General features: G+C 60.5%; 26 protein-coding genes. 13 read left to right on the top strand and 13 right to left on the bottom strand.

Annotated elements, in window-relative coordinates:
* Positions 1-336 precede the first annotated feature (336 nt).
* Positions 337-1,278, top strand: a complete 942-nt coding sequence (locus tag OIM11_06735; protein HJJ00823.1) for a LysR family transcriptional regulator — start codon at positions 337-339, stop codon at positions 1,276-1,278.
* 212 nt (positions 1,279-1,490) lie between these two features.
* On the opposite strand, the gene dmsD is transcribed toward OIM11_06735, so the two are convergent.
* The 4 genes from dmsD to OIM11_06715 form a co-directional block, all read right to left on the bottom strand.
* Entirely contained in the window at positions 1,491-2,186 is a 696-nt protein-coding gene (gene dmsD / locus OIM11_06730; GenBank protein HJJ00822.1) for a Tat proofreading chaperone DmsD, read from the bottom strand.
* Between the two features lie 121 nt (positions 2,187-2,307).
* A complete protein-coding gene (locus tag OIM11_06725; GenBank protein HJJ00821.1) occupies positions 2,308-3,165 on the bottom strand; it encodes a dimethyl sulfoxide reductase anchor subunit in 858 nt (285 codons plus the stop codon).
* A 3-nt stretch (positions 3,166-3,168) separates the two neighbouring features.
* Positions 3,169-3,789 (bottom strand): dimethylsulfoxide reductase subunit B, encoded by a 621-nt coding sequence (gene dmsB, locus OIM11_06720; protein ID HJJ00820.1) that lies wholly within the window; start codon positions 3,787-3,789, stop codon positions 3,169-3,171.
* A gap of 9 nt (positions 3,790-3,798) precedes the next feature.
* Positions 3,799-6,285: a molybdopterin-dependent oxidoreductase gene (locus tag OIM11_06715; protein ID HJJ00819.1), complete on the bottom strand. Its 2,487-nt coding sequence runs from the start codon at positions 6,283-6,285 to the stop codon at positions 3,799-3,801.
* A gap of 250 nt (positions 6,286-6,535) precedes the next feature.
* On the opposite strand from OIM11_06715, the gene OIM11_06710 reads away from it, so the two are divergent.
* The 3 genes from OIM11_06710 to OIM11_06700 are packed head-to-tail and all read left to right on the top strand — an operon-like array spanning position 6,536 to position 8,670.
* The gene (locus tag OIM11_06710) at positions 6,536-6,904 is read left to right on the top strand and encodes a DUF488 family protein (protein HJJ00818.1); all 369 of its coding nucleotides are present in this window, start codon (positions 6,536-6,538) and stop codon (positions 6,902-6,904) included.
* A gap of 18 nt (positions 6,905-6,922) precedes the next feature.
* Positions 6,923-7,783, top strand: coding sequence for a tyrosine-protein phosphatase (locus tag OIM11_06705; protein ID HJJ00817.1), 861 nt, complete (start codon positions 6,923-6,925; stop codon positions 7,781-7,783).
* A 50-nt stretch (positions 7,784-7,833) separates the two neighbouring features.
* Positions 7,834-8,670, top strand: a complete 837-nt coding sequence (locus tag OIM11_06700; protein HJJ00816.1) for a deoxyribonuclease IV — start codon at positions 7,834-7,836, stop codon at positions 8,668-8,670.
* On the opposite strand, the gene hemH is transcribed toward OIM11_06700, so the two are convergent.
* The 7 genes from hemH to OIM11_06665 form a co-directional block, all read right to left on the bottom strand.
* Positions 8,648-9,646 carry a ferrochelatase gene (hemH, locus tag OIM11_06695; GenBank protein HJJ00815.1) on the bottom strand — a complete coding sequence of 333 codons (999 nt, stop codon included), beginning with the start codon at positions 9,644-9,646 and terminating at the stop codon, positions 8,648-8,650. The two genes, OIM11_06700 and hemH, sit on opposite strands and share 23 nt — an antisense overlap.
* Before the next feature lie 149 nt (positions 9,647-9,795).
* Positions 9,796-11,097: an ABC transporter permease gene (locus OIM11_06690; GenBank protein HJJ00814.1), complete on the bottom strand. Its 1,302-nt coding sequence runs from the start codon at positions 11,095-11,097 to the stop codon at positions 9,796-9,798.
* Positions 11,098-11,102: 5 nt separating this feature from the next.
* Positions 11,103-11,780 carry an ABC transporter ATP-binding protein gene (locus OIM11_06685; GenBank protein ID HJJ00813.1) on the bottom strand — a complete coding sequence of 226 codons (678 nt, stop codon included), beginning with the start codon at positions 11,778-11,780 and terminating at the stop codon, positions 11,103-11,105.
* Positions 11,781-11,824: 44 nt separating this feature from the next.
* Positions 11,825-12,739, bottom strand: coding sequence for a HAMP domain-containing histidine kinase (locus tag OIM11_06680; GenBank protein ID HJJ00812.1), 915 nt, complete (start codon positions 12,737-12,739; stop codon positions 11,825-11,827).
* On the bottom strand, positions 12,736-13,428 hold the full coding sequence (locus tag OIM11_06675) for a response regulator transcription factor (GenBank protein ID HJJ00811.1): 693 nt from the start codon (positions 13,426-13,428) through the stop codon (positions 12,736-12,738). The genes OIM11_06680 and OIM11_06675 overlap by 4 nt, the downstream gene beginning before the upstream one ends.
* A 291-nt stretch (positions 13,429-13,719) precedes the next feature.
* The gene (gene thpR / locus OIM11_06670; GenBank protein HJJ00810.1) at positions 13,720-14,250 is read right to left on the bottom strand and encodes an RNA 2',3'-cyclic phosphodiesterase; all 531 of its coding nucleotides are present in this window, start codon (positions 14,248-14,250) and stop codon (positions 13,720-13,722) included.
* Between the two features lie 2 nt (positions 14,251-14,252).
* Positions 14,253-14,762, bottom strand: coding sequence for a pyridoxamine 5'-phosphate oxidase family protein (locus OIM11_06665; protein HJJ00809.1), 510 nt, complete (start codon positions 14,760-14,762; stop codon positions 14,253-14,255).
* 151 nt (positions 14,763-14,913) lie between these two features.
* Between OIM11_06665 and OIM11_06660 the strand changes: the two genes are divergently transcribed.
* From OIM11_06660 to OIM11_06640, 5 genes are all read left to right on the top strand, one after another.
* Positions 14,914-15,204 carry a TfoX/Sxy family protein gene (locus OIM11_06660; GenBank protein HJJ00808.1) on the top strand — a complete coding sequence of 97 codons (291 nt, stop codon included), beginning with the start codon at positions 14,914-14,916 and terminating at the stop codon, positions 15,202-15,204.
* Between the two features lie 185 nt (positions 15,205-15,389).
* Positions 15,390-15,893 carry a nitroreductase family protein gene (locus OIM11_06655; GenBank protein HJJ00807.1) on the top strand — a complete coding sequence of 168 codons (504 nt, stop codon included), beginning with the start codon at positions 15,390-15,392 and terminating at the stop codon, positions 15,891-15,893.
* A 21-nt stretch (positions 15,894-15,914) separates the two neighbouring features.
* Positions 15,915-16,736 carry an MBL fold metallo-hydrolase gene (locus OIM11_06650; protein HJJ00806.1) on the top strand — a complete coding sequence of 274 codons (822 nt, stop codon included), beginning with the start codon at positions 15,915-15,917 and terminating at the stop codon, positions 16,734-16,736.
* Between the two features lie 114 nt (positions 16,737-16,850).
* Positions 16,851-17,108, top strand: a complete 258-nt coding sequence (locus OIM11_06645; protein HJJ00805.1) for a type II toxin-antitoxin system RelB/DinJ family antitoxin — start codon at positions 16,851-16,853, stop codon at positions 17,106-17,108.
* Complete coding sequence (locus tag OIM11_06640; GenBank protein ID HJJ00804.1) at positions 17,101-17,367, top strand: Txe/YoeB family addiction module toxin; 267 nt, start codon at positions 17,101-17,103, stop codon at positions 17,365-17,367. The genes OIM11_06645 and OIM11_06640 overlap by 8 nt, the downstream gene beginning before the upstream one ends.
* Positions 17,368-17,371: 4 nt before the next feature.
* Here the strand turns inward: OIM11_06640 and OIM11_06635 are convergent, their stop codons facing one another.
* The gene (locus OIM11_06635; protein ID HJJ00803.1) at positions 17,372-18,850 is read right to left on the bottom strand and encodes a helix-turn-helix transcriptional regulator; all 1,479 of its coding nucleotides are present in this window, start codon (positions 18,848-18,850) and stop codon (positions 17,372-17,374) included.
* A 204-nt stretch (positions 18,851-19,054) separates the two neighbouring features.
* Between OIM11_06635 and OIM11_06630 the strand changes: the two genes are divergently transcribed.
* The 4 genes from OIM11_06630 to OIM11_06615 all read left to right on the top strand — a co-directional run bounded on the left by OIM11_06630 (position 19,055) and on the right by OIM11_06615 (position 22,476).
* A complete protein-coding gene (locus tag OIM11_06630; protein ID HJJ00802.1) occupies positions 19,055-21,289 on the top strand; it encodes a molybdopterin-dependent oxidoreductase in 2,235 nt (744 codons plus the stop codon).
* 2 nt (positions 21,290-21,291) lie between these two features.
* Positions 21,292-21,633: a hypothetical protein gene (locus OIM11_06625; protein ID HJJ00801.1), complete on the top strand. Its 342-nt coding sequence runs from the start codon at positions 21,292-21,294 to the stop codon at positions 21,631-21,633.
* Positions 21,634-21,705: 72 nt separating this feature from the next.
* Entirely contained in the window at positions 21,706-22,254 is a 549-nt protein-coding gene (locus tag OIM11_06620; GenBank protein HJJ00800.1) for a hypothetical protein, read from the top strand.
* A gap of 9 nt (positions 22,255-22,263) precedes the next feature.
* Positions 22,264-22,476: a hypothetical protein gene (locus OIM11_06615; GenBank protein HJJ00799.1), complete on the top strand. Its 213-nt coding sequence runs from the start codon at positions 22,264-22,266 to the stop codon at positions 22,474-22,476.
* 145 nt (positions 22,477-22,621) lie between these two features.
* On the opposite strand, the gene OIM11_06610 is transcribed toward OIM11_06615, so the two are convergent.
* Positions 22,622-22,993 (bottom strand): thioredoxin, encoded by a 372-nt coding sequence (locus OIM11_06610; protein HJJ00798.1) that lies wholly within the window; start codon positions 22,991-22,993, stop codon positions 22,622-22,624.
* Between the last annotated feature and the right edge of the window lie 35 nt (positions 22,994-23,028).

Raw genomic sequence — 23,028 nt, 5'->3', positions numbered from 1 at the left:
AATGCGGGCATCGGACTTGGGGATTCGCCGACGGAAGAGGAGGTCAGGCGATTATTGGGGGAGCGTCCAGTGTCCGCATAAGGCTATTGCAAGGCAAATATACGAGGGTTAGATTTTGCTAACTGACGTATTTGCGGATTTGGGTGTTGAGGTTTTGAAAGGGAGATGGAAACTCATGCTTTCATGTAACGAATCCTTACAGCGGTTATAAAGGAACGCTGCATCGAATGGGTCGGGCGGCCTAGACAGGGATGGCGATTTTTGTGTTTAATATGTATCTAGTGCGCTATTTCAAATACCCTGCCAAAAAGGCATTTGCCAAGCCGGGAGGTTGACATGCTTTTCGAAGATATCGAACTGCTCATTGTGCTCTCGGAAGCCAAAAGCCTCTCTCAGGCAGCTGACCAGCTATTCATGTCACGACCGGGTCTATCCCAGAGAATAACGAGCTTCGAGAAGCGCGTGGGACGCAAGCTCTACGACCGCACCTCCACGGGAATCGTGCCCACCAAGGCGGGAGAGCTCGTCACGACCTTCGCGCGCAACGCCGCGAGTCTCGAGCGTGTCCTGGCGTCCCAACTGGCGGCGATCGACGAGCGCTTCGACGCGACGCTTGACGTCGGGATGTGCATCAACGATGGTGTCGCCCTGCTACCCCGTCTCGTCGCCGGTTTCCAGAGAAAGGTGCCCGATGCGCGCGTGCATCTGGAAGCGGGCTACGAGCCGCAACTGGTGGAGCAGCTCAAGGCCGGCAAGCTCGACTTTGCCATGCTCGAGAACCAGCCCGAGGAGCCTGGTCTCGAGCTCGAGGTGCTGGGCTACAAGAAGCTCATCTTCATCTGTCCCAACGCCGCGCCCTACAACCGCACCACGCAGCCGATTCCCGTCGAGACCTTGCTCGACTGGCCCATGATCATCTACGAGTGGGATTCGGGTCGTCACATGGTCGGCAACCGCCATTTTCGGGAGCGCTATGGTCTATCGCTGCAAGATCACAACATGATCGCCTGCTTCGACACGCATGAGGCCATGGTCGAGGGCGTGAAGGCCGGCCTGGGTTGGGGGACGGTCCCCGAGTGCATCTATAACCGCTATCGCGATGACCCCGAGATACTGCGGTTCACCGTCAACACGGCACCCATGTGGTATCCCGTCTCGCTTGCATGGAGCAAGGAGCACGTGCTCACCCGCTCGGCGCAGGACTTCATCGACTTCATCCGCGACAACGTCCCCGAGGGCTATTTCAAGACCGATGTCGAAGCGTACCTCAACTCATAGGGAATGCCCCTGTCGTGAGAAGCAAATGAAGTGGCGCCCCCTGTCATTTCGAGCGAAGCGAGCATAGCGAGCGGAGTCGAGAAATCTCGCCCCTTTACCTGCAACGGAAGATCGAGATTTCTCCACTTCGGCGCTTCGCGCCTCCGGTCGAAATGACAATGAGGCGGCGCTTCGCGCCTCCGGTCGAAATGACAATGGTTATAGCGAGCCACCTACCGGTAGAAACGTGGCTCCACGACCTCGAGCTCGAGCGTATCTTGGATGCCGAGCAGCGTGTAGCGCGTCAACGCGGCAAGCCCCGCGAAGAAGGCATCCGTCGTGGCGTCTTGCATGAGTGCGAGGAAATGCGGAGCCCACGTAAGCAGGTGATGCTGCAGGTAGTCTCCGAGCAGCTCGGGGCGGTTGTCGGCAAGCCACGCCATGAGCTCGAGCATCGTCCCGATGTGGTCCTCGGGTTCCTCCGACTCGCCCCGGCGAACCTCGATTCCGTTTTCGCGTAGCCATTCGCGCAGGTCAAGAGTCGAGAGACCGAAGACGACCTGGTCGCGGTCGGTGTATACCGAGCCCCAGGGCGGGGCGGCCTTCTTGGCCGGACCGACGAAGAGCCGGCGGTATTCGTCGGCAAGCGATGATGTGGCGGCCAGCGACTCGTTATCCACGGCGAGCTCGTCTTCGAGGCGTTTGGCGCCTCTGACCATATCGGCGATGGGCTTGAACGCTTCGTCGGGTGTCACGAAGGGCCATTCCTCGCATAATGCAGCGGCATCCGATCGCGCCAGCGCGACGTATAGCGCCTCCACCTTCTCTCGGTCGAGCAGGGGGTCGTATCTGAAGAGGGGACCGAGCGTCCTGCCCGCAAAGGCGATACCCGCAAGCGCCCCTTCGTCGATCGTCTGTTGTCCGGTCATGCTTTGCCTCGTTTTCCCGGGTTGGTTGCGCGATTGGGCCGATTTGGGTGCAGCTCAGCCCGTTGTCACGCCGCATGGGGACAAGGCCGCTTGCGTGCGACCCCGTCCCCATGTGCGATTGCTACAGGCCGATGCCTATCTGCACGCCGTAGAAGATGCCACGTGCGAGGAAGATCGCGACAAGCGCGATGATTGTCCCGCAGGCGAGCCAGGCGGTGCGCTTGGCATCCTTGCCAAGAAACGCCGTGGCGACGGCGACGATCGAGAACGCGATCACGAGTACGAGCGGAATGATGAGCGTGCCGGTGTTGGCGGCGACGTCGATCATCGCACTCTTCGCGCTTGCTCCCATGCCAAACAGCACGGCCGTGCCGATGATGAGCACCAGGCCACCGAGCATGGCAAGCAGCCTGATCCTGCCGTCAGCCTCGCCTTCGAGGGGCGTTTCCCGGACCGACATGTTGAGGATCGTGCCACCCAGCAAGGTACCGCCCAGCAGCATTGCGCCGAGCACCTGCACGGTTCCCCAGGGGCTGTTCCAGATGGGGATGGCGGGCAGCGCGTAGGCAAGGCCCATCATGATGCACGAGACGAGGCCGACGAGTGCCACCACGCCCGAGAACACCGCGCGCGGGCCGTGCTTTTCCAGCTTGCCCGCGAGCGCGACGAGCCAGTAGACGACGGCGAGCACGAGGAATACGCAGAACGCGACGATCTCGTTGGTCATCGGCGAGCTGCCGATCGTGTTGACGATGTTGACCGCGTGCAGCGGGTCGCCCAGGTGGAAGAACGCGCAGATGAGCGCCACCACGCAAAAGACGATTGGCACGGCCGTCAGCTTGTCGAGTCGCTTGAGGCTGCCGGCCCCCATGGACTTGTTGACGTATATCGCGCAGAACATTGCGACGAAGGCGCCGATGCCCACCGAGGCGATCGTGGTGAACAGCGCCAATGGAAGTTCCTTGATTACCGCATCCATGAGCTAGACCTCCTCTGGGTTCGAAACGTATCCGGACTCGACGTAGGGCAGCTCGGATGCCGGCGAGGGCTTGATGACGAAGTTGGGCTGCGTCATCGACGGGTCCACCAGCGGGTAGATCTGTCGCACGTCACCGTACTTGGCCTTGAGTTTCTCGATGGGGCCGCTGTCGAGCGCGCGCAGCGGACAGGCACTCACGCACACGGGTGTCTTGCCCGCATCCAGGCGCTCCCAGCACGCCTCGCACTTGACGGCATGACCGCTCTCGTGGTCGATTTGCGGCGAGTTGTACGGGCAGGCCATGACGCAGTAGCCGCATCCCATGCACTTGGTGGTGTCCACCTTGACGATGCCGTCCTTGGGATCCTTGTGCATGGCGGTCGTGGGGCAGACGTCCACGCAAGCCGGGTTATCGCAGTGCTGGCAGCCGATGGAGAGATGGTAGAGGAAGCTGTCGGTTGTGTAGGCACCGCCCTCATCGCCCTTCCATTGCCCGCCCTCGACGTCGTATACCTTGCGTCGCGCGATGTCGAGCGGGGAGTCGTAGTAGTCCTTGCACGCCATCACACAGGTCTTGCATCCCGTGCAGCGCGTGTTGTCGTAGAAGAATCCGTATTGAGCCATGATTCACCTCTAAACTTTCCGCACTTCGGCGATGATCGAATTGCTGGGTCCGTTGCCGTGGGCGAGGGGCGAGGGCGTGTAGGTGGTCAGCGTGTTGATGCAGCCACCGGTGTCGAGCTTGTTGCCCTGCATGTCGGCCTCGTGCCAGAAGCCCTGCGGCATGGCGATGACGCTCGGGACGATACGCGACGTGACGTGCGCCTCGACCTGCACCTCGCCGGCCGGGCTCTTGACGCGCACGCGGTCGCCGTCCTTGATCTTGCGTGGCTCGGCGTCGATGGGGTTGATCCACAGGCGATGGCGGTTGTAATCGCGCAGCACCTCGAGCGCGCCGAACGAGGAGTGCGTACGGGCCTTGTCGTGCCAGCCGGACATGTAGAGCGGATATTCGCTCGTGACCGCGCCGTAGCCCTCAACACCCGGATCGAAGATGGGGATGGGGGAGATGACCTGGCCCTCGGAGAGCTCGCGCTCGCTCGCGATCTTCTCGAGCGCTTCGGAGTAGATCTCTATCTTGCCCGATGGTGTCTTCCAGGGGTTGCCCACCGGATCGGCGACGTTCTTCTCGAAGGCGATGGCCGTGGGTAGCTCGCGCTTCCACACGCCTTGCTCGAGGATCTGGTCCCACGAGGGCATCTCGGGATCTTCGGCCGCGCCCTCTTCGTAGATGGAGCGGACCCATTCGTCTTGGGTCTTGCCGGCCGTGAACTTGTCCTTCACGCCAAAGCGATCGGCGATCTCGGCGTGTACGTCGTAGATCGGGCGGCACTCGAAGGGAGGCTCCTGTGCCGGGCCGCCGACGGTGACACCCCAGTAGTACTCGGAGTAGCCGTTGGTCGACATGTTGAGCTGCTCGGCGCGCATGGCGTCGGGAAGCAGTATGTCGGCGTACTTGGCCGAGTCCGTCATGAAGGTGTCGCACACGACGATGAACTCGCATTTCTTCTCGTCGGAGAGCGTGTCGAAGACGAGGTTGACGTCGCCGTGCTGGTTGGTGATGCAATTGCCAGCGTAGTTCCAGAGGAACTTGATGCCGTTCTTCGGCGCCTCGATCTTGGCGGCAGCAGCTGCTGCTTCGGGGTCTTGCGCGCCCATGAAGAGCGCGAGCTCGTCGGCCGCGTCGAGCTCCTTTTGGAAGTCCGAGCCTTCGGCGATGCATTTGAGCCACGAGTAGCACGAGATCTTGGCGTTGACCATGTTCTCGGGTACGCCGTTGGGGTCATCGTCGGAAGACGGGATGGACCCGACGGGCGCTCCCGGCGGTTCGGCCTCGCGCATGCCGGAGTTCGTGCCCTCGCGACCGAGGTTGCCGGTGAGCAGCGCGAGCATGCACACCGCGCGCGTGGCCGACTCGCCATTGCTGTGGCGTTGCAGTCCCCAGCCCTGCACGACGTAGACGCTATTGGCCTCGTGGAGCTTGCGGGCGAGCTCGCGGATGGTCTTGGCGGGCACGAGCGTGATCTGCGCGGCCCACTCGGGCGTCTTCTCGACCTTGTCGTAGCCGGTGCCCATGATGTAGTCGTAGTACGACTTGTTCTGGCCCTTGGCCGACGCGGGCATGGTCTCCTCGTCGTAGCCCTGGCAATATCTGTGCAGGAAGTCGAGGTTGACCCAGCCCTTCTCGATGAGCTCGTGGGCAACGCCGGCGACGAGCGCCGCGTCCGTGCCCGTGCGAATGGGTAGCCATTCCTCGGGATGACCAGCGGCCGTCTCGTTGTAGCGGTAGTCAATGTGAATGATCTCGGGGCCCTCCTCGCGCACGCGCGCGTAGTCCCAGACCACGTTGGCACCGCCCATGCGATTGTCCGCCGGCGAGTTGCCGAACATCAAGACGAGGTCGGCCTTGCCGGCTTGGTCAACCGACGAGGCGCTCACGTTCTCATAGGGCGAGACGCCCACGCCGTACATGAAGGGCATCACGTACTGGTGCATGCCGGTCGAGTAGTCGCCGTACATGGGGAGGTAGCCACCCAGGCAGTTCATCAGGCGCTCGGTGGTGCGTCCCGTCGCCGAATACATGCCGGTGGCGTAGTTGATGTAGATCGAGTCGTTGCCGTAGGTCTCGATCGTGTACTTGAGCTTGTCCGCGATCGTGTCGATGGCCTCGTCCCAGCTGATACGCTCGAACTTGCCCGTTCCGCGCGGTCCCGTGCGCTTCATCGGGTATTGCAGACGGTCGGGGTGGTTGATCCACTGGCGCATCGCACGTCCGCGCAGGCAGGCGCGGGCCTGGAAGTCATCGTTTCCCGTATCGTCGGTGAGCATGTAGGCGATCTTGCCATCCTTTACATGCCATTGGAAGATACACCTTCCGCCACAGTTCACGTTGCATTGACTCCAGACGATCTTGTCTTCGGCTGCGGCTTGCGCTGGTTCTACCTCGCCGAACAGGTTATCTGCCGTGGAAACGGCACCGCCTGCCGTGGCGAGCACGGCGAGTGCGCCGCCTGCCTTGACGAAGCTTCGTCTCGAAAGCTCTGGGCTCTTCATTGTCATTCCAGCTCCTCTCTCGCAAACTTCGCGTACGCTCGTGCGTGTAACCCTGTCCTCACCCCTCTCAAGCCAATTCTTGTCAATAAAAGTTTTGGCGAACGGTCGAAATTTAGTGGTTTTCGGTTATGCGCTTATTATTCTGAGTTAGACTGTATAAGTCAATACGTTTCGCATTTGATTGGCGGACAAATCACCAGTACATGTCCGATAGCGATGCGAGGCAAATCGGCGGGCTTGTGACAAGGAGGCAGCCATGGATATCAAGATCAAGCGCGTCTACGAGAAACCCGAGGCAAGCGATGGCTATCGCGTGCTCGTCGACAAGCTCTGGCCGCGTGGCATACGTAAGGCCGACCTGCCATATGACTACTGGGCCAAGGAACTCACGCCCTCGACGGCGGCGCGTAAGGCCTTCGGGCACAAGGCCGAGAACTTCGATGCCTTCAAGGAGCGCTACCTTGGCGAGCTCAATGCAAGCGATACCGCGCACGCATGCGCGCAGCAGCTCAAGAAGGATGCGGCCAAGGCGGGCGGCACCATCACGCTGCTCTACGCGGCGCGCGACCCCAAGATTAACCATGCGGTCATCCTCAGGGAATGGCTCGAGGAGCAGATGAAATGAGAAAGGCGGCATTTTGATATGAATGACGCGAAGGATAAGACACGGACGGGCCCCGAACTGCCCGAGCCAATCCCCGGGTTCGAGAACTTCAGGCACGTTGGCCTGCGCGGAGCACGCAACACGCGTGACCTTGGTGGACTACCAACCACGAACGGAAGGAGCGTTGCCCACGGCAGGCTCATCCGCTCCGGTGACCTGCACAAGTGCACGGACGAGGACATCGAGTTGCTGCGCGATGGGCATGACCTTGCGCGCGTCGTGGACTTTCGCACGGCAAAGGAGCGCGAGGGTGCGGCTGATCCGCGCGATCGCATGCAGGGCATCGAGTTCGTCGATCTGCCGGTCTTTTCCGAGGCCGCCGTTGGCATCACACACGAGGGCGGCATCGCAGGCGACCTTGCGGCGCTCAAGCGCTTCAGCGGCAATGCCCACGACGCAATCCGCGATTTGTATGTCACCTGTCTGCTCGGCGAGGACGGCAAGCAAGCCTACCGGGCATTCTTTGAGACACTTCTGGCGGCCGAGGACGGTGCGACGCTGTGGCATTGCACCGAGGGCAAGGATCGCGCGGGACTTGCGGGCGTCCTCGTTGAGTACGCGCTCGGCGTTCCGATGCCCCACATCCGCGCGGACTATCTCGCGACCAACCTGTTCGTGCGCGACGCAGTCAAGGAGATTCTCGATGCGCTTGCCCGGTATGGCCTGCTCGAGCACGTCGATTTGGACGTCGATTCCATCTTCTACGCAAGCATGGATTACCTGGATGCGGCTCTCGAGGCCGTCGAGCAGGAATGCGGCGGCATGGATGCCTATCTCGCTGCGGTCCTCGGCGTGGGGGAGCGCGAGCGCGAGCGACTCAGGGAGCTCTATCTGCAGTAGATACGTGCCGTCATGCTGGCGGCACTTCAACGATCGAGAGGATGATTGTCATGTTCGTAATCGGAGCTCATCTATCGAAGCGCGAGGGTTATCTCTCCATGGCGATGGAGGCGGATGGCCTGGGCGCGAACACCTTTCAGTACTTCTCGCGCAATCCGCGCGGCAGCAGCGTCAAGCCCGTTGACGAGGCAGACGTGAAGGCATATCGCGAATATGCGGAAGAGCACGGCATCGTGAGCCCGCTCGCCTACGCGCCCTATGACATCGAGCCTGCCTCGGGCAAGGTCGAGCAACGTGACTTCGCCCTGGCGGTCATGGCCGAGGATATGGCGCGCCTCGACGAGATTCCCGGCCAGAACTATCTCGTGCGTCCCGGTAGCGCGCTCGACGAGTCCAAGATGCAGGGACTGGCCAAGTTCACCGCCGCCATCAACGCCACCGTGCATCCCAGCCAGCAGGGCAAGCTGCTCATCTGCATGCTTGCGGGCGAAGGGCACCAGCTGTGCAGTAGCTTCGAGGAGGTCGCGCAGGTTATCGAGCAGGTCGACCTCAAGGACCACGTGGGCGTGCTCATCGATGCCGCTGCGCTGTGGGGTGCCGGCTATGACATTGTCGGCGACCTGGACGGCGTGCTCGACGAGTTCGATCGCGCGATCGGCCTGGACAAGCTATGCGCCGTGCATCTCAACGACAGCAAGGAGGCGCGTGGCTCGCACGTTGACCGTCACGCCCGCATCGGCGAGGGCACGATCGGCTTCGATGCCCTGGCGGCCATGACCAACAATTCGCGTCTGGCTGACTTGCCGTTCTACATCGAGGAGCCGCACTCGACGCTCGCGGAGTATCGCGAGGACATCGAACGCTTCAAGCAGGCACGCACGGCGTAGAAAGGGCGCGTAGGACGACCTGCCTGATCAGGTCAATCTGGGCCGGCGAATCGTTGAGGCAGGGCACGTAGACGAACGAGTCTTCTGGTTTGTCTGCGTTTGCTTCGAGCCAGGCATCGCGCAACGCGTCCTGGATGTCATGGGTCGTCTCGAGGCAGTCGACGGAGAAGTTGGGTGCGATCACGAAGAGGCGCCGTGCATCGGCAAGCGTACCCAGGACCTCCTTCGTGAAAGGCCCCAGCCATGTGCGGCTCTTGTCAAAGCGGCATTGGTAGCCCACATGCCAGGCGCTTTCGGGAAGCCCCAGGGCATCGACGACGTTTCGTGCCGTTTGCCGCGTCTGTTCGTCGTACGTGTCTCCGGAGCGGATGTCGGTCATCGGAATCGAGTGAAACGCGAAGAGCAGACGGTCTCCCGCATCGGCGTCGAATCCCGACTGGGAAACGGAATCCGCAATCGCGGCGATGTAGGCTGGCTCGTCATGGTAGCTCTCCACGAAGCGTAGCGCCGGTGTCCAGTCGAGATCCTCGATCGCCTGGTTGACCTTGTCTTTTACCGCCATGGTCGTCGAGAAGGCGCTTTGGGGATACAACGGGATGACGGTGACCTCGTCGCAGCTATGCTCCCTGCAATCGGCCAGGGCGTCTTCGACGAAGGGCGCCGAGTAGCACATGGCATGGCGCACGAGGGCGATGTCGTCATCGTGTGCGCATGCTCGCCCGAGTTTCTGCGCGAGCGACCTCATTCCCGCATCCAACGGTGCGCCCTCGTCGGTCCATATCGTTGCGTACTTGGCAGCCGAGACCGGGGCGCGCTTGGGGATGATGAAACGGTTCAGGATGAGACGCCACAGACGCGGATTCATGGGACATATGCGTGGGTCGGAGAGAAACGCACGTAGGTATTCGGCCACCGCCTCGCTGGTTGGTGCGGCGGGACTGCCCGTATTCACGATGATGATGCCGGTCTTGCACATGGTTCGCCTTGCTCGTCGGGAGAGGGTCCTTGCAAGCTCAAGTCTAGCACTCGTCACGATGTGACAGGGGTCTGACCCCTGTCACATACTTGTCATTTCGAGCGAAGCGAACGCAGTGAGCGGAGTCGAGAAATCTTGTTTGCTCATCCTCACACGAGCGTGTCATCGCGCAGGGCCGTGACGAGGTCGCATTGGTTCACACGATGCGCGCCTATCAAGTACGCTCCAAAAACGATTGCGAAAATGATGAGTGCATATATGCCCACTGCGGCATAGGGGTAGGCCGCCGCATATGTGGAAATATCCAGGCGCCCCGCAATTACCATGGCGATGGAGAGCACGGCGGCTGGAATGAGTGCGATGAGCAGCGGGCGAATCACCGTCAGCAGACCTTCGACGCAGAGCATGCGGTAAATACCGCCTGGCGTCATGCCGATGGAGCGATAGCGGGCGAACTCGCGCTTGCGCTGGCTCACGAATCCCAGTGCCTGCGTGACGACGGCAGCGATGCCGATGAGGGCCAGGATGGCGCAGAAGGCACCGACGACAAGCGCGTAACCGCTCCAGATAGCATCGTTCTGAGCCAGCGTCTGGGCAACGTAGGTCGGATCATCGCCGTAATCGCGATAGAAATGCAGCTCGTTCACCACCTTCGAGACGGTCATGAATGACAAGAACACGATGAAGATGACAAACGAAAGGCCCAATGCGATGGAGGTGGAGCGGAGTAGAGACCGTCGCAGGCGTATCGCGCCGGCTGCAAGCTCGCCTTCGATACCGAAGAGGCGTGCGCAGATACCGCGTCGCACCTGTTTGTCCAGCTGGTCTTCGGGAAGTCCCCGAACTGCCTGGAGAGGAGATATCTTCGCCATCTTGCGCGCTGGCAGTCCTGCGGATACGAGTACGGTGAGAAGGACGAGGCCAACGATGGCGAGAAGGAGGAGCGGGTCGAAGTGAAATGCAATCGCCAGGTCTCGCTCGATGCCGATGGACTGGGCATATTGCCTCACGAGCGTGATGAAGCCGGCAGTCACACCAATGCCGAGGGCTACTCCCACGGCACCGGGGATCATGCTGAGCATAAGTGACTCGCGTATGAACACCCCGCGTATCTGGCGGGGCGTCGCGCCGACGGTGGATAGGATGCCCATCTGGTGCACACGTGTCTGCATCGACGCGGCAAACGCGTTGCGAATGATGAGCACCAGCGCGATGCAGCCAAGAAGTGTCGTGCCTAGGTATATCGAAGCGGTGGCGGCAAGTTCGCCGGTGATGCGCGCGTGCCAATCGACGCCCTGTGTCTGGGCCTGCATCGCTGCGTCAATCCAGAAGTTGTACAGCGTCGTTGTCAGCAACGTAAGCAGGAAGCTGCTGATGAGGACCGTGACGGCAATCATGATGCTCGATGTCTTGTTACCGCGGATGAAATCCGTCGTCAGGTTGTTCCTCATGACGATCACCTACGCTCATCTGCGATGATGCGACCATCTTCGATCGTGATGATGCGGTCGGCTTCGAGTGCCACTTCGTCATCATGCGTAATGATGAGCGTCGTCTGGTGGAACTGCCGGTTTGCCATCTTGAGAAGGTCGACCGTCTCGCGCGAGCTTCGCTTGTCGAGGTTACCCGTGGGCTCGTCGGCGAGCAGGAGCGCTGGCCGGTAGACGAGCGAGCGGGCGATTGCCACGCGCTGCTGTTGACCACCTGACAATTCGACAGGCATGGCATCGAGTAGTTTGTCTATGCCGAGGGTGCCGACGATGCTCTCGAATAGCATCTGGTCGGGTTCGCGCCGGTCAAGCAACATGGGCATGATGATGTTCTTGCGCACGTTCACCGTCGGGATCAGGTTGAAGAACTGGTAGATCAATCCGACCTTGCGGCGGCGGAAGATGGCCGTTTGTGTCGCGTCCAGCGTCGCGACATCCGTCCCATCGACGGCCACGACACCGGCAGTGGGCGTGTCTATGCCGCCGATCATGTGCAGTAAGGTGGACTTGCCCGATCCCGATGCGCCCATGATGGCGACGAATTCCCCCGCATCCACGGACAGGCTGATACCGCGCAGGGCATGGACAGCCTGAGGACCTTTTCCGTACGTCTTCTCGACATCGATGCATTCGACGATCGGCATATCGTAACCTCCACTTTGCCACGAAGCTCTTGCTTGGGCCTAGCTTACGAATGCAAAGTGACAATGGGGTGACGATAGATTCTGATTTCGAACAGCGCTCCGCCGGCGGGGAGGTTCTCCGCAGCGATGGTTCCGTTTTGCGCCTCGATAAGCTGGCGGGCGAAGGAAAGCCCGAGACCGGTCGCGCCAGCGACGCTTCCGCGTCCCTGGTAGAAGCGATCGAAGAGATGGGCAAGGTCATCGGAAGAGAAACCGGGTCCTTCGTCGGAAATGCGCAGTTCGGTGTAGAGGGGGTTATCGGCATAGGATGCGTGCACGGTGGAGTGTGCCGGTGCATGCTCGACGCAGTTCTTGAGGATGTTGGAGATTGCCTCGCACATCCAGTGGAAGTCCGCGCGCAGGCTCACGGTACCGCGTTCTTCGACGTCTATCGTAACCTGCCTATGACATGCGAGTTCGTCGATGTCGTCGGCTGCCGTTTCCAGGAGTGAGTATGCATCGCAATCATCGATATCGAGCACGAGTGCGCCCGAATCGATTCGCGCCATCATGAGGAGATCTTCCTGTAGCTGCATGAGCCTCTTGAGCTGGCGTCGAATGACATCCGCCTGCTCGTCGTCGGGCAGCTCATCCGCGGCAAGCGACATGGTGACGATGGGGGTCTTTATCTGATGCGCGATGTTGGCGAGGTTCTCGGCGAAGGCTTCCTTGTCCTCAGTCGCGCGTCGGCGGGCATACTCGAGCGCTGTCACGGTCTTGACTATCTCGTCTTGCAGCTGCGATATCTCATCCTCACCGGATGTTTCGAGTATGGGCGCCTGGCCTGCGACCGCGCGCTCCAGATAGACGGAGAGATTGCGTATGCGGTCTTCCTGACGCTGTCTGGAACGGAATGCCTGGCGGGCCACGAGCGCCGCGCCGATGATGGTGCCAATGACGAGGGCGATTATCATGTTCATGGCAGCTCCTCCATGCGGTACCCGAAGCTACGTACGGTCTTGATGCAGCTGGAGGCTCCTAGCTTCGCGCGCAGACGCTTTACCGTGACGGTGAGCGTGTTGTCGTACACGGCGTTTTCATCGGTATCCCAGATCCTCTGGACGATCTGGCTGCGCGTCAGGATGCGCCCCTTGTTCTCGAGGAAGAGTTGCAGCAATCGATATTCCGTCGGCGTGAGGTCGAGGGCATCTTCGCCAAGGAACGCACAGGCAGCGTCGACATCGATGCGCACGTCGCCACAGCTCAAAATAGTACGTGACGGCGATGAACGACGTAGCAGGGCGCGGATGCGCGAGACGAGGACGCTTGCGTCGAACGGTTTGGTCACGTAGTCGTCCGCGCCACTTTCGAGGCCTTCGACGATGTCACGTGGCTCATCGCGCACGGTAACCATGAGGATGGGAAGTTCGGGTTCGATATTCCTTGCTCTGCGGCAGAGGGCGATGCCGTCCGCATCAGGTAGATTCCAGTCGAGCATGAGCAAATCAGGCAAAGTCTGCGCGAGTGCCAATCGCGCGCTCGTAGCGTCAGTGAACGCGTGTGTGTCGAATCCTGCTTCGCAAAGCAATCGCGTCGTTGCTTGCGCGAGGTCCGTGTCGTCTTCCACGTACCAGATGCGAGCTTGTTGCTGTGTTCTCCCGCATGTCATGCGATGCATTCTATCCGAAATGCGCCGTGTAAAGAAATTGCGTAAGTGTGAGGTTGTCGTTGGCGAGATGCACGTTTTTTTCGATTATGTGAGGTCTACGGTGGCCTGCTGCACGGTTTTTGCGATTATGTGAGACACGAGGCTGCCTGCTGTACTTTTTTTGCGATTATGTGAGACCGATTCCTCGTCTAGTCTCACATTATCGAAAAAAATGCGCATGAAGTGCCCTTCCAGGTTCAGGAGGTCTCACATTTACGCAAAAAATTTGCATCGCGAGCCGTGCAGAGCGCCTCAGTTCCCAAGCCGTACTGTGTAGACCGGCTCGTAGATCGCGCCATCACCTGTCAGCGTGCTCTTGAAGAGCGAGAGCTCGCCGGTATGTGCCGGAGCGGGGAAGGGCAAGGCCGGCAGCATGCCATGGTCGAGCGCGGCACGTCGTGCGATGGTGAGATGGGGAAGGAAGGGCTTTGCGTCAAAGCTCACGCTGGCGTCATCGAGTTCTGCACGCACGAAGGCGGCAAGCTCCATGAGCTTCGGGTCCTGCGTGAAGCCGAGCCACAGGGTCGCATCGTTCGCGCGTCCGAACTTGCCCAGCCCATCGGGTGTCAGCTCGACGGGGTCGAAGTGGCTCGCCGCCTCGTCAAGCACGAGCATGGCGTCAGCAAGGTCACGCTCGCTCGCATCACCCAGAAAGGCGATTGTCAGGTGGTAGTTTTCGCGTGGCACAAAGCGCCCCTTAACGGCGGTCTTGAGCTGGCGCGCCAGGGCGACGACGTCCTCCCGCAGAGCCTGTGGAATGTCCAGGGCGATGAAGGCACGCATGGCTATTCTCTGCGGGTCTTGGCAAGGTCAAGTCCTTCCTTGCCGGTTAGTTGCTCGATACGCACGAGGATGATCGAGCAGTGCGGACCGCTTTTGGCGATGTCATCTTCGACGAGGTTCTCGAAGCCAGCGCAATACTTTTCTCCGAGTGCATGCAGGGCGTCGAGTCTGATCTGCGGGTCATCCTCTACCCATGCCCTGCCAAAGACGATGACGCTCTGGAAGTAGTCGGTTATCCTCTCGGGAACGATGCGACTTTGCCCCACGACGGTGAAGCTGACCTTCGAGTCACGCGCGATCGCATCGATCTTATGACCCTGCTGAGCGCTGTGCATGCAGATGAGCGGCAGTTCCTCGCCCGCATCGAGCAGCGCGTAGTTCATGGGCACCGCATACGGGTAGCCGTCGGCGCCGTGCACGGCGAGCGTGCCAAATTGGCCGTCGCGCAGCATCGCGAGGCACTCGTCGTGCGGAATGTGCTGCAGCTTGCGTCTCATCTCGGGCATGCTCATGGTGTTTTCTCCGTGTCGTTGACTGCCCAGCAGTATGGCGCATCTATCCGGTGCTGTCATGAGAAATGTACCGATCGTTTTCTCATTGGCATGGCGGGGAAGTATACTGGCAGCATCGTTTCATTTCGCACGAAAAAAAGGGGGAGGGCACATGGCCTCATCGCAGGAGTACCACGACTACGTGCTGGAGCTGCTCGCGGGCGTCGATGGCATCAGGACGCGCAAGATGATGGGCGAGTACATCGTCTACCTCGATGATGTGGTCGTCGGCGGAATCTACGATGACGAGCTGCTGCTCAAGCCCTTCGAGTGTTTGGATGCGTTCTTCCTGGACGCGCAGCGCAGACTGCCCTACGAAGGCTCGAAGACGATGATGGTTGTCGTGGATTCGGAAGATCCCAGCTTCCTCACGGACGTCTTCGAGACCCTGCGTGGGAAATAAGGCAAAGCTGCCCCGGCAACATTTGTCTGGATTGGAATGGGCCATCCATCGGCTTCTACCTGTTACTTGGTGCCAAGCCGATGGACGAGCGGACGGTCTACCGGGTCACCGGCGATGCGCTCGACGAGCTCGCGAGCAGCTGAGGTAGTAAACTGACAGGAGCAAGCGAGTGAAGGGAGCAAGCCATGGAAGATGCGATTTTCACGCGTGTGAGCATCAGGGAGTTCACCGACGAGCCGGTGAGTGACGAGCAGGTCGAGCGGCTGATGGAGGCCGCGATGGCGGCTCCGTCGGCGGGCAACCAGCAGCCATGGGAGTTCGTTCTCACGCGTGATCCGCAGGTAAAGGAAGAGCTTGCCGCATGCAGCCCGTATGCGCACCCCGCAGGCAAGTGCGATCTCGTTATCGTGCCGTGCGTATCGGGTGGCGAGAAGCGCTTCGAGGGCTGCGTTCCCCTGGACATGTCGGCTTGCGCGGAGAACATCCTGCTCGAGGCGCAGACACTGGGGTTGGGTGCCGTATGGCTGGGCATCTATCCCGAGCAAGACCGCATCGAGGCCGTCGCTAAGGTCATCGGGGCAGAAGACGGCTGCATCCCCTTTGCGCTCATCGCCGTCGGACATCCCAAGGAGATGCTCGAACCGCGCAGCCCCAAGCGTTTCGACATGTCACGCGTTCGCTGGATATAGCGAAGCTTGCGGGATGACAACGTGACACAGCGGACGAATGATGCGCGCATGCGGCTTCACGTGCTCGCGAGCGGGTCGAAGGGCAACGCTGCCATCGTCGAGAACGTCGCGACGGGCGAGGGCCTGCTCATCGACTGCGGCATCTGCAAGCGCGACTTCTTCACCCGCTGCGACGAGGCGGGCTTCGATTTGCGGCGGCTGAGGGGCGTCCTTATCACGCACGAGCATACCGACCACACCAAGGGGCTCGGGGTGGTCTACCGGGGGCTTGCCAAGCTCGGTGTGCACCCGACAATCCACGTGAGCGATGCCGTGCGCGATGCTAGCCGCGATATCGGCGAACTGCTCGAGCAGGGTCTCTGCGATATTGCCTCCTTTGCCGCCGGTGACGGGCTTGACCTTGCCGGATTCGCGGTTTACGCGTTTGCCACCTCGCATGATGCGGCGCAGTCCTTCGGCTTTCGCGTCGAATGCGGTGACGACGCGATCGGCTACGTGACTGACACGGGCGTCGTGACGCCGCAGGCGCATGAGGCGCTGGGCGGGTGTCGTCTTCTCGCGATCGAGGCAAACCATGATCCGAAGATGCTCGCCGAGGGGCCGTATCCGTATCCACTCAAGCGTCGCATCGCCTCGGAGCGCGGGCATCTCTCCAACGAGCAGGCAGCCGCCGAGCTCGCAAGCCTGCTGCATGACGGGTTCGAAGCGGTCATCGCCATGCACGTGTCCGAGAACAACAACGACTACGAGCTTCCCGCCGCAACGCTGCAAGACACGATTGCCCGCGAAGGTCATGTCGCCGTCGTGCATGTCGCGCGCCAACGCCGTCTTGTCTCGATTTAACCCCGTGTTGCAGATGAATCTTTTCAAGTAAATTCGTATATACAATGTAAAGCGATTGTCTTTACATTCTTTCATCTGCTCATTATACTTTCTCTTAGGGAGAAAGGGCATGCAGTGGCGAGCACGATGGTAAACGTCCGCATGGACGAGGACGTCAAACGCGACATGGAAATCGCATGCAAGGAGCTTGGCATGAGCATGAGCACGGCATTCAACATCTTCGCCAAGAAGATGGGCCGCGAGCATCGCATCCCCTTCGAGGTCTCGTACGATCCCTTCTACAGCAGAGAGAATCTGGATCACATCAGACGTGGCGTAGCGTCGCTCGACGAGGGGCACGGTATCGTTCACGAGCTGGTGGACGATGAATAAGGTCTGGGCACCCGAAGCTTGGGAAGACTACGTCTGGTGGCAAACGCAGGATCGCAAGACCCTCAAGAGAATCAACCTGCTCATAAAGGATATCGAGCGAAATGGCCTGTCTGCTGGGATTGGCAGGCCCGAACCACTCCGTGGTGACCTGTCTGGTCTCTGGTCACGTCGCATCGACGAATGTAACAGGCTCGTCTATCGAGTTGTGGGGACAAACATCGAAATCGCCTCATGTCGGTATCACTACGGGGAGAGGTGACCCCTTACTCCGCCTTGCGGTTTGCCTGTTCCTGCTCGACGGCATCCAGGAGCTCCTCGCGTGAGTTGATTCCCATCTTGCGGTAGATGTTGTAGACGTGCGTTCTTACGGTGTGTCCCGAGATGCACAGCTTGTTCTGGATGTGCTCGACGCCACGACCCTTTGCCAGCAACATGAACACCTCCGTTTCGCGAGCGGAAAGCCCTGCATCTTTGGCGACGCGTTCGCAATGCGCCTGCCAGGTGTCATTGGTGTCGCTCTCTTCGTCTGCATCTGCCGATTCGCTCCGCTTGATAACTGGTTCTGCAAGCGGGGAGAGAGGGGCGAAGGTGATGATGACGGCAAGCAGCACGACAAGAGCGAGCGCTGCCATCGAGAGCATCGCGTAATCCATGACGCCCGACGAGGTCACAGCAAGTCCAATGGCGTGTCCAATCAGCAGGCCGATGTAGAGGCATGCCTGGGTCAATCCCACGAGGTACAGACGTGGGGCTTTGCGTGTGCGCGCGATGTCGAGCGCGAGCTCGATATCAAGCGCCTCGAAAAAGACATAGCAACCGAGTAAGAGCATGTTGCAGGATGCAGCGGCGGGACCTTGCAAAAACGACATTGGTATGAGCGCGACGATCAAGACGGGAAAGAGAAGTCTGAAGCTGCTCATGCGGCGTGCAAGGTCGGGCATTGTGCGTAGGACGAGCCAGGCAGCCCCCGCACCTGTGATAAGGACGAGCGTGATGCCACCCAGCAGCAGATTGCTTTCGCCAAACTGCGTGGTTGCACCGATGCCGACGCCAAAAACGATGCCATAGGCTACGCAAACAATCTTAAAAAGCAGGGTAAGGCGTGTCTTCTTTCGCGATTCTTCCAGTGGAACAAACGCTGGCATGACGATGTTTGTATCATGCTCGAGCATCTCCAAAATGCCAAGGCTCGCAAGTGGACACAAGCAGAGCATGCCGATATTGAACGGGAACGGAAGCAGATTCATGATCAGGTACGTGGGTGCGCCGAGTGCCATCGAAGCTACGAGCACCGTTGCGCAGGCCTTGCGGTCGAGCGCGGCGATGAGCTCAATCCAGATCATGAGCAGGCAGGCTAGCCCCATGCCCGCCAGGGACCAGGCAAAGAAATCGAAAGCGAGGGGGAGGGGAGCTTCGAGCGTGTAGGCCGTAAACGACGATATGGCTGCAACAGCGGAGAATAGCAGTATGCCGGCCTTTTGCAGGCGTCGTCCACGCTCGGAAGAGAACCAGTCGGCCTTGTTCGCAATCACGATGCACATGATCGCCGAACCCACCAAGAAGACGATTCTCAGGTACAAGTGGTACCAGAGCTCTTCGATTGCGGCGTCCATGAAGGAGTTGCGCATCAGCATCGTGAAGAAGCATGCCCAGTAGAGTGCGAACCCACACGCTGCCATGAAGAGACTCGAGAAGTTGATGCCTTGAGCGGGCTCAACGGCGTCATTCATACTTTCTTTCATAGGTCCTCCAGGTGGCGCATATGCTTAAAGTCGCGATAGCCGGAACAAAGTTTCAGCGTTTTTACTGATGGCGTAAAACGTCCGCGCTCCATAGCCTTCCTCTCAAGCGTAGCGGATGGGGTCGCCTGTTTGCAACAGCATGCCAAGGCATGCGGTTGCCGTCACGTGAAGTCCCATTCGCACATCACGAGACGGGAGGAAGGTATGAGCGAGAAGTACAAGACCGTGGAGCACGAGCGGCCGTTCAAGTACGAGGAAGGGGACTTGAACGTCACGCGCGGCTGCGCCTGGACCGGCCCTGGCTGCCACATGGGCTGCGGCGTCATCATGTACACGGACCAGGAGGGCAAGTTCGTCAAGTGCGAGGGCGACCCGGAGGACCCGTGGACCGAGGGTCGTCTGTGCATGCGCTGCTTGGACGCACCCGAGGTGACGAACCACGAGAAGCGCCTGCTGTATCCGATGAAGCGCGACCCGAAGGACCGCGGCAAGGACAAGTGGGAGCGCATCAGCTGGGATGAGGCGTATGACCTCATCACCGAGAAGTTCATGGATATGAAGGAGAAGTACGGCGCCGAGTCGGTCGTCTTCGCGCAGGGCACCGGCCGTGACATCGCCGCCTACATCACGCGCCTGGCGTGGTCGTTCGGCTCTCCCAACTACACGGGCTTCCTCTCCGGCCAAGCCTGCTACCTGCCACGCATCGCCGGTATGGCCGCCACCACCGGCGCGCCGTGGATTCCCGACTGCGCGCAGCAGTTCCCCGAGCGCTACGACCATCCCGACTACGAGGTTCCCGAGGTTATGTTCATCTGGGGCAACTATCCGCTCAAGTCGAATCTCGAGGGCTTCTACGGTCACTGGGTCATCGACCTCATGAAGCGTGGCATGAAGATCGTAACGGTCGACCCCAAGGTCACGTGGCTTGCCACCAAGTCCGATCTGCATTTGCGCGTGCGTCCCGGCACCGATGCCGCGCTCGCGCTGTCGATGATGGATGTCATCATCAAGGAGGACCTGTACGACCACGAGTTCGTCGACAAGTGGTGCTACGGCTTCGACGAGCTCAAGGCTCGCGCCGCCGAGTTCCCGCCGGAGAAGGTCGCCGAGATCACCTGGGTGCCCGCCGACAAAATCGTCGCGGCCGCCCGTATGCTCGGCAAGGCCAAGAACTCCACGCTGCAGTGGGGCGTCGCCGTCGACATGACACGCGAGGCCATGCCCGCCGGCCAGGCCATCCTGGCGCTGTGGGAGATCACGGGCAACATGGAGCGTCCGGGCGGCATGATCGTCGCCCCCGAAATCCTCTCCGTTGCCGGCGGCTGGGGTCGCGAGCTGCTGGGGCCGGAGCAGGAGAAGAAGCGCATCGGCATCCAGGACTACCCGCTCTACAACTTCGGCTTCGCCGTGTCCCAGCCCGACGAGACGGTCAAGACCATCGAGACCGGAGACCCCTATGAGATCCATGGTGCCTGGCTGCAGACCACCAATCCGCTGGCCTGCATGGGTGCCGACCCGCAGAGGCTCTACAAGGCCCTCAGCAAGCTCGACTTCATCGTCGTGGTCGACCTGTTCAGGACGCCGACCATCGAGGCCCTGGCCGACGTGGTGCTGCCCGCGCAGACCTTCGCCGAGCGCAACGGTCTGGCCTTCATCTCGGGTGCCCAGCGCGGATCGACCATCAACAAGATCGTCGACATCGGCGAGACGAAGTCCGACATGCAGATCAACCTCGAGCTCGGCAAGCGCTGGAACCCGGATGGCTGGCCCTGGGATAACGTTGACGAGATGTTCACCGACATGCTCGAGCCCACCGGCATGACCTTCGAGGAGCTACAAGAGGTCGCTCCGGCCTATCAGCCCATCGAGTACTACCGCTACGAGAAGGGCATGCTGCGCTCTGACGGCCAGCCCGGCTTCAACACCCCGACGGGTCGCATCGAGCTGTGGAGTAACTTCTACAGTCGCGCCGGTCTCGACCCGCTGCCCTACTTCGAGGAGCCCGAGCCCGGTCCCGGCTCCACGCCGGAGCTCATGGACGAGTATCCGCTCGTCATGACCTCGGGTGCGCGCTTCTGGGGCATGTTCCACTCCGAGCATCGCCAGATCGAGCGCATGCGCCACTATCGCCCCTGGCCGCTCATGGAGATTCACCCGGATACGGCCGCCAAGTACGGCATCAAGGACGGCGACTGGGTCTGGATGGAAGGGCCGCTCGGCCGCGCCAAGCGCAAGGCCAAGCTCACGCCCATCATGGATCGTCGTCTCGTCTCCTGCGATCACGGCTGGTGGTTCCCCGAGGGTGATCCCGAGAAGTTCTACGACGTGTTCGACCTGAACATCAACAACACGCTTCCGTGGATTCCGGGCAAGAGCGGTTTCGGCTCGAACTACAAGAGCTCCATCTGCAAGATCTACAAGGTTGAGGAAGGAAACTAGCCATGACTAAATACGGACTTTTGGTTGACGCCCAGTGGTGCTCGGGCTGCCATAGCTGCGAGATCGCGTGTCAGATGGAGCATGGGCTGCCCGTGGGCGAGACCGGCATCAAGGTCGTCAAGATCGGCCCCTGGGTCATCGGCGACGAGGCCGAGGAGAACTGGCAGTTCTCGTACCTGCCCATTCCGACGAAGCAGTGCGACACCTGCGCGGATCGCCGCGGGAAGGGCAAGATTCCGACCTGCGTGCAGCATTGCCAGTCCAAATGCCTCGAGTTCGGCCCGGTATCCGAGCTGGCCGAGCATATGGACGAGAAGCAGAAGACCATGTTCGTGCTGAACTAGCCTTTAGCGACCAGCCGAGTGGGTGCGCCCTCATCCCCCCAGGGCGCGCCCATCCTCTAAGGAGCGTGCATCATGCATAGCAAGAAGTACTACATAATCTACGGGCTGTTCTTCTCCCTGTTTGTCGCGGCGGTACTGTGCCTGTGCCTCACCATCGTGCAGGGCATGCCGCACATCGACCCGGTGTTCTTCCTGATGAGCTTCCTCGTGGCCTTCATCACGTCGTTCGTCGTGACGGCCGTGATCCCGCTCGCGCGCATCGCTGCGGCATGCGCCCAGTACTATGACGCGAAGCCGGGCAGTGTCGCGTTTCGCCTGATCCAGAACGTGTTCTTCAGCACGCTGATCATGTTCTTCCTGGGCATCGTCATGACGGCGTTCATGACGGGTGTCGGGGACGTCGAGGCGGTCTCGACTCTTACGGGCGAGATGATGGCGACTAATCTCTTCGACCGTTTCGTGTCGCTGTGCCTGCAGTTCTGGCCCGTGATCGTCATCGTGGCCTTCCTGTGCGATCCGGCGGCGGGTGGTCTGGCGGCGGTCATCACCGGCGAGCGTGCCAAGAAGGCCAAGGACGCCGCACCTGCGGCTGGCGCCAAGGTCCCTTCGGCAAATGCCTAGGGGCTGATCGTGCCCGAGGGACATGACATGACCGGTTTCGATGCCGAACGCGTTCGGGCGCAGAAGATCGTAATCGCCACCGACGAGGAGATCGCCGATGTGGTCGACGCGATCACTGGCGCGACGTGGAACACGCGCAACACCATCATGGAGGATCTTTTCATGTCCGACCTCTCCGAGCATGGTGACGACATGCCCGCCTACAAGCCGCCGGGACAGTAGGTGGCACATGGCGCGAAACGAAGACGGCACCCTGCCTAGAGGGTGCCGTCTTTTTTTTGAGATGACGTCTCAGGCACCCTGTCTCAAAAGATGCCCAAAGCCAGAGAAATGTCGATGTTTTGAGACAGCGTCCCTGAGACATGCTCTACCGGTGTAGATGCGCAAGGTTGACGGGGCGCGTCGTCGCGACCTCGCCGCCGTCGAGCATGAATTGCACGCGCTCGCGCAACCTGTCCGCCGAGACGAGCTCGTCGAAGAGCGGAGTCATCTCGCCGTTTGCCACGTAGACGACGTAGGGGAGCGAGCCGACGGCAAACGTGATGCCCAGCTTGCGCTGCTTGCCGGTGTCCACGCTGCAGAACTTCACCTTGTCACCGAGCTCTTCGGCGACCTTCTCGAACGAGGGGACCATGTCCTTGCACAGCACGCACCAGTCGGAGGTGAATTCGATGACGCAAGGCGTATCCGCGTCCATGACCTCGGTCTCGAAGTTCTCGTCGGTGATTTCGTGAATCATGGCCTCTCCCATCGTCGCCAATCTTTCCACGTCCC

Source organism: Coriobacteriaceae bacterium (assembly GCA_025992705.1).
In the GTDB taxonomy this organism is placed as follows: Bacteria; Actinomycetota; Coriobacteriia; order Coriobacteriales; family QAMH01; genus QAMH01.
This window is presented reverse-complemented; position numbering and strand designations above follow the sequence as displayed.